Source organism: Streptococcus sp. NLAE-zl-C503, assembly GCF_900104285.1.
In the GTDB taxonomy this organism is placed as follows: Bacteria; Bacillota; Bacilli; order Lactobacillales; family Streptococcaceae; genus Streptococcus.
On the sequence record NZ_FNJT01000013.1, the window covers coordinates 1 to 5,931 of the forward strand.

The 5,931-nt window shown below is 34.3% G+C and carries 5 protein-coding genes and 1 pseudogene; 5 read left to right on the forward strand and 1 reads right to left on the reverse strand.

The annotated features are described in order from the left end of the window. The 5 genes and pseudogenes from BLS46_RS10085 to esaA all read left to right on the forward strand — a co-directional run. Window positions 1-1,325: LXG domain-containing protein (locus BLS46_RS10085; RefSeq protein ID WP_257367396.1), on the forward strand; the 1,325-nt coding region annotated here is incomplete at its 5' end. A 3-nt stretch (window positions 1,326-1,328) separates the two neighbouring features. Beyond that, window positions 1,329-2,090, forward strand: coding sequence for a hypothetical protein (locus BLS46_RS09700; RefSeq protein WP_084945329.1), 762 nt, complete (start codon window positions 1,329-1,331; stop codon window positions 2,088-2,090). Continuing rightward, window positions 2,083-2,352 carry a DUF4176 domain-containing protein gene (locus BLS46_RS09705; protein WP_001039458.1) on the forward strand — a complete coding sequence of 90 codons (270 nt, stop codon included), beginning with the start codon at window positions 2,083-2,085 and terminating at the stop codon, window positions 2,350-2,352. Before BLS46_RS09700 ends, BLS46_RS09705 begins: the two co-directional genes overlap by 8 nt. A gap of 101 nt (window positions 2,353-2,453) precedes the next feature. After that, window positions 2,454-2,657 (forward strand): annotated as a pseudogene (locus BLS46_RS09710) (DUF4176 domain-containing protein); the annotation flags it as partial. A gap of 191 nt (window positions 2,658-2,848) precedes the next feature. Continuing rightward, window positions 2,849-5,536 carry a type VII secretion protein EsaA gene (gene esaA, locus BLS46_RS09715; RefSeq protein ID WP_093587233.1) on the forward strand — a complete coding sequence of 896 codons (2,688 nt, stop codon included), beginning with the start codon at window positions 2,849-2,851 and terminating at the stop codon, window positions 5,534-5,536. A gap of 52 nt (window positions 5,537-5,588) precedes the next feature. On the opposite strand, the gene BLS46_RS09720 is transcribed toward esaA, so the two are convergent. Continuing rightward, window positions 5,589-5,931 (reverse strand): IS3 family transposase (locus BLS46_RS09720; RefSeq protein ID WP_142350470.1); only part of this gene is annotated, 343 nt, incomplete at its 5' end.

Consider the following 5,931-nt stretch of genomic DNA (forward strand, 5'->3'; position numbering starts at 1 on the left):
AAGTTCGAGTTCAAAAAGAGTTGTTAGTTATTTCGGTAAATAGTATCAAGGAGCAGCTATCTGTTTCGAGAAGCCGTCTATCAGAGGTCGTTTCAACCGATAGCTTCAAAGGAGCAGTGAAGGATGCCATTAACCAGAAGGTGACCAACTATCAAATACCACTGGTTGATAACTATGTCAATGCCCTAGATAGCATTGTCAGTCGCTATGATGGACTTGTGAAGCTCTTCCAAGACACGGTGTCAGAGACCGACAACAGTGCCATTATTAAGACAGAATACCTAGAACGCATCAAGCAACGGATGAAAGATCCGATCGAGGGATTGAAGAGCAGTTCCAGTAAGACAAAAAATATCTATGCAGGGATAAGTGATATCCTAACGTTAACGAATCCAAGCTTGGATAGTGTGAATACGAGCTATAATCAAGCAGTCAAGAGTTTAGATGATACCATAAAGAATATGGAAACTTTTAATCAACTTGTTGGAGATAGTAGCTTTACAGATTTGATAAATGTTCAAAATAAGCAATTAAAGTTTCTCGCCCTTCATTCAAGTACTCCATTTACCGAGTACGCGGCAAGAACTTATTATCGTAGTACAAGTTTTAAAAACGATGTTGCAGAATATACTAAGGCCGTGCATAGTGGAGGAAAGAAAGTCGAGTTACAGAATGATTTAGCCAAACGATTAGCTGAGTCTAAGTATAGCGGAGAAAAAGTTAAGAAGCTTCCACCGGGAGTTGTGGTTGATGATGATTTTTCTGATTTAGATATGGGATTTGAAGCTTATGCTGGGAAAACTACTGCAGGTGATACGAATTTAGGCGGAGAAGTTTCGGTACTTAAGGCAGATGTTTCTGCTGGTGTAATCAAATCATTAGCTTCTGCTAAAGAAGGTAAGAAAGATGTCTCAAAAAATAAAAAAAATTCTCAAAAATATGGCATTGGAGCTAAAGCTAAAGCTAAAATTACTGGCGCTGAGGCGGAAGGGCATGCTCGCTGGGGAGATGATAGTAACGATATCCATGCAAAACTTTCTGACTCTGCATATACAGCTTCGGCAGATGCAAGCGGAGAAATTGGTTTTTTTACTAATAGGGAAGGAAAACTAAAGGGAGGAGTCCAATTAGAGGCGGGAGCTGATGCTTATATTGTAGAAGGAGAAGCTAAAGCTGGATTTAAAATATTTGGTCTTACGATTGATGTAAGTGCTTCTGCCGGAGTGGGTGTTTCTGCTAGGGCAAAAGTGGGAGTAACAACTGAAAAAGCAGAGGCAAAAATGAAACTAGGACCATTTGGCTTGGGCTTATCAATAGGGTGGTAAAACATGGAAATACAATTACAATTACGGGGAAACTCAGAGGGATTAATTCTTCAGTCAAAACTACCTGATGAAGAACATTGGACTGAAAGGATTGAAATCGTTCAAGAAGAGGCAGGATACCGTCTATATGCAACAGATTTAGACATTCTTGTCTTGAAAGAATCAGAATTCATTTCTCCAAAGAAAAGAATAGTCGCTAGAGGGTTAAATAAGGATTTGATTTATTCTGAAGAAGAAAGATTTGGTCACTTATGGGAACAAGCATACTGGCATGGAGTTTTTCAATCCAATTTAAATAACTATGAAATGACGTGTGTAAGTTCAGGTAGTAAAGGAGATATTCTACCTGTCACAAAAGATGGCATTCCGATTGCCGTTTATGCTGCAAGTAATATTGCCATTGCTGGAAAGAGAAATTTTTCTCTCTATACTGAAAATATTGACGAAATTGATAATTTACTGATGTTGTTTGTAGTTGATTATATTAGGGGATATGACTTTTTAGATATTGATTCTTTATCTGCAAGATATCGTTTCTTTTATCAATTCACTGATCGCTCATCTATAACGCAAGAACATTTAGATATGCTTCCAGAGGCTAGAAGACCTTCCAAGATAGAGGCGTCTATTATTTATTTTTTATCAGCCTTCCTTGTTATAGGTGTAAGCTTGGTATCATTACGACCTTTATTCTTATTTTTAGTAGTACTACTAATACATTTTATTTATAATATAATAAAGAATTGGAGAAATAGAGATGAATAAAAATTGGTTGCCACTGGGAACAACTGTTTTATTAAAGAATGGGACTCAACCTATTATGATTGTCGGGCGTTATCAACAGAATAGTGAAGGGAAAGTTTTTGATTATTCTGGGGTCCTAAACCCTCAAGGGTTTGAAGATTCTCAGTCAATGTATTTGTTTGATGCTGAGAAAATTGATCAGGTGTTATTTAAAGCTCACGTAACAGAGTTTGAGAAAGAGTTTATCACAAGATTAGAAGAGTTCATTTCTAGCGATAAATAGGTCTGGTTTTTATTAACAGCTTGTGAAAACTTTCGTTACTAAAAAAATAAATAATGAAGGAGTAGTATGAGGTGTTTTGATAAACTGAAAAGGACGGCAAGCAAGGTTATTTTGACTTTGGAGCTGTTAGTCTTCCACTAGGGCTTGTTAATCAAAACATTATCTTCTTTAATAAAGAGGATATAGATGAAGTTCTATTCTTTGGTTACATCGATCGTAGATTTCAAGACTTTTTGAGTCGTTATGATGAGGAAGTCTCAAAAATCACCTATGAGCACTTTAGTGTAGATGATTTCAAAAAATGACATACAAATCCTAGGATTCTATTCTAGGATTTTCTATATGGTGAAAAAATGAAACACCTAAAATTTAGTATGTCGGTGCATAAGCAAGTTACGAATTGGTAAGTTTTATTAATAGAATAAAGATTATAAGCCCTCCTTGCCTGACTCTAGTATTCGTGGTATAATAAAGGGATAAATGAGAGAGGTTAGCTATGAAAAAAATAATTATAGGTAGTAGTGTTTTTGTAACTTTGTTGGTTGGTTCAGGAGCAACATTTATTTATTTAAAGAATCAAGAGATTTCTGTAACAAATAAGGTTAACGATCGTAAATTGAATATTGCTCTGGTAAATGAAGATGCTGGAGGCGTATTAAATGGCAACGCCTATAATCTAGGAAATGATTTCACAAATTTATTATCAAAAGAGAATACAAATCAATGGACTGTCATGACTCGTAATGTTGCTGAAAATCGATTTGAAAATGGGTCGGTTGATGTAATTGTTTATATCGAACAACAGTTTTCAGAAAAAATAGCTCAACTGGAAAGTTTTAATCCTGATAGAGCAAAGATAACATATAAAACGAAATCAAATTTAGATCCAGTTAAATCTAAGAATGTTGAGTTACGAGTAGGCGAGTACCTTAATACTATTAACCAAAATGTTATAAAAATGTATTTTTCGAGTGTTATCAACAACCTAGATGATGCTAAAAGAAATGTTGATAATATTGTAAATGAACAATCTGGCACGCATACAAAAATTTCTCAATATATCTATGGCCCGTCAAACGAAGCAAGTCAGTCTATGTTGAGCACTTTGGACTTGGCTTCAAATCTACAGAAAATGAATTCGTCTTATGAAGATTCTCAAAAGGCTTTTTCTGATTCTGTTGTTAGTCTTTTAAATAATACAGGGATAGGCTTAGACAAACAACTTACGGAAGTTAAAACTTATTTTGATTTTCAAAAGGGTATATTTGAGAAGAATGTCTTAACAACCAATAACACATTGAAAGAACAGCATGAAGAAAATTCTAAAATTATAGATGGTTTAAATGATTCGGTGCTTAAATCATTGTATCAATTTGGAAATAGTACAGCTGAGGAAAAATCTGAACAAGCTAAACTAGAAAATTTAGTAGTTGATTATCATAAGGTTATTGTTGATTATCAAGGTAAAATAAAAGATAGGAAATCCGAATTTGGACATCTCAAGACAGAATTAGAAGCAGAGAAAAAGAAAATATCACTCTTTTACTTTGGTAAAGAAGATGTTGATTTAAAATCGGACCTTACTTCGGATGCTAAAGCAACACTTGTAGATCAGATTAATAAAAGTTTGATTACTGAAAATCATTTGCCTGAAACTTATCAAACTTTAATTCGTTCAAATCTAACAGATATTAGTATTGAACCAACTGATTACCAAACTTTATTTAGTAAATTGGAGAAACTCAATGTTCTAACAGCTGATCAAGTTAAAGAATATAATGAAAAAATAGATTTACTTAAGAATTATACTAAATTTGATAAGAAGGCTACTTCTATAAGTGGATTACCTGTTTTTGAATTTTTATCGATTGAAAATGATAAGCTCGATAAAGTAACAGAAACGATGGAATTGACAGTTAAATTACCCCAATCTGAGTCTAAAACTGTCGAGGCATCTGTGACAAAACCATCAAGTAGTTCGCCTGAATCATCAACGGTAGTTGAGGCTAGCGGAGTTTCTACCAGTTCTGAAGGGACAAAATATTTATCTCCTAAAGCTAAAGTTTATGTTACAGGAGATGCTACCTTAGTTGGAGGAGAGCAAACTATAACAGATGATAAGCTTTATACTATGACGGTTGAATATACTTTAGAACCACATTATGGGAAAAATGAAATTTCATTTGAAGTACACATTGGTGAAACTACAATTCCTATCAAGAAAACTATTTATCGTAGCGATAAAGAAGAGTCAGATGTTTTAGTGAAAAAAGATTTAAAACATATTTTTGATAAATTAAGCAAAATTGATCGTACAACTGGTATGATTCAAGCAATTTATGGAAGTCCAAGTAGTTCCTCTATTAATTTTTCTGCCTTATCACCAGATTCTGTTTACCATATGTACGGCAACATCAGTCGTGATGATATAGCAACTCAGTTGTCAGAAGATCAAGTTGCTAAGTTTAAAGAGTCAGGTATAGCTTTGTTGGAACAAATTCAAAACTCTTTGGAGTCATTAGAAAAATCAAGCGAGGCATTGCCTGAATTGGCTGAAGCTGAGTTACCGAATGATTATTTCAAAAATCAAATTACAAACTTAGCTGATTGGTATAACAATTCGATTAAGACCTTATCAACCGAGTACGATAAGTGGAAGGAAACGAAAGCGAAACAATTGGAAGTGACGGAGACAGCTTCAGATGCTAATAGTGGAATATTAATAAATGATAGTGAATCATCAAAACGCTTATATAGTTCAATTGAATCATTAGTGTCTACTACCTCTACTGGTTCAAAAGAAACTAGTCAAAATCACGAAGCAGTTGGGACTATGAAGGATCAATTTACTCAATTTGTTGGTCAAGTTCAGACTATTAAAGATAATGTTGATAAGACTATTTCAACTACGAATGATCTGATATCTAATGAAGCAGAAGTTATTCAAGGGAATAGAGACTACGCAGAGTCCTTTAAAACTGTTATGAAGAATATTCGTGATGGTGGAACGACCAATCAAAATGTGATGAATTTTTTATCTAATCCAATTGAAACTAAAAAAGAAACATATGAAGCGCCAATTTCAGTGGATAATAACAGAGTATGGGTTATTTTAGCGATTATTTTATCAGCAATTTCATCAGCAGGAATCACATATTGGTTGACAAAAGAAAAAGGCAAATAATGCAGATAATAACTCTCAAAATGTACTGACCCCAAAAAGTTAGACAAATAATTTAAGCGAAGGATTTAGTTCTGTATTGCATAGGGCTAAGTCCTTTTAGTTTGACCTTAATTCGTTTGTTGTTGTAGTAATCAATATAGTCCACAATAGCTTGTTCCAATTGCTTAAGCGACTGAAACGCCTTCTCATAACCATAAAACATTTCCGATTTCAAAATGCCAAAGAAGGACTCCATCATACCGTTGTCTGGGCTGTTACCTTTACGTGACATAGATGTTTGGATTCCCTTACTTTCTAAAAACCTGTGATAAGAATCGTGTTGGTATTGCCATCCTTGATCACTATGGAGACTCGTATTCTCATAGTATTTCTCTGTAAAGGCCTGCTCCAGCATA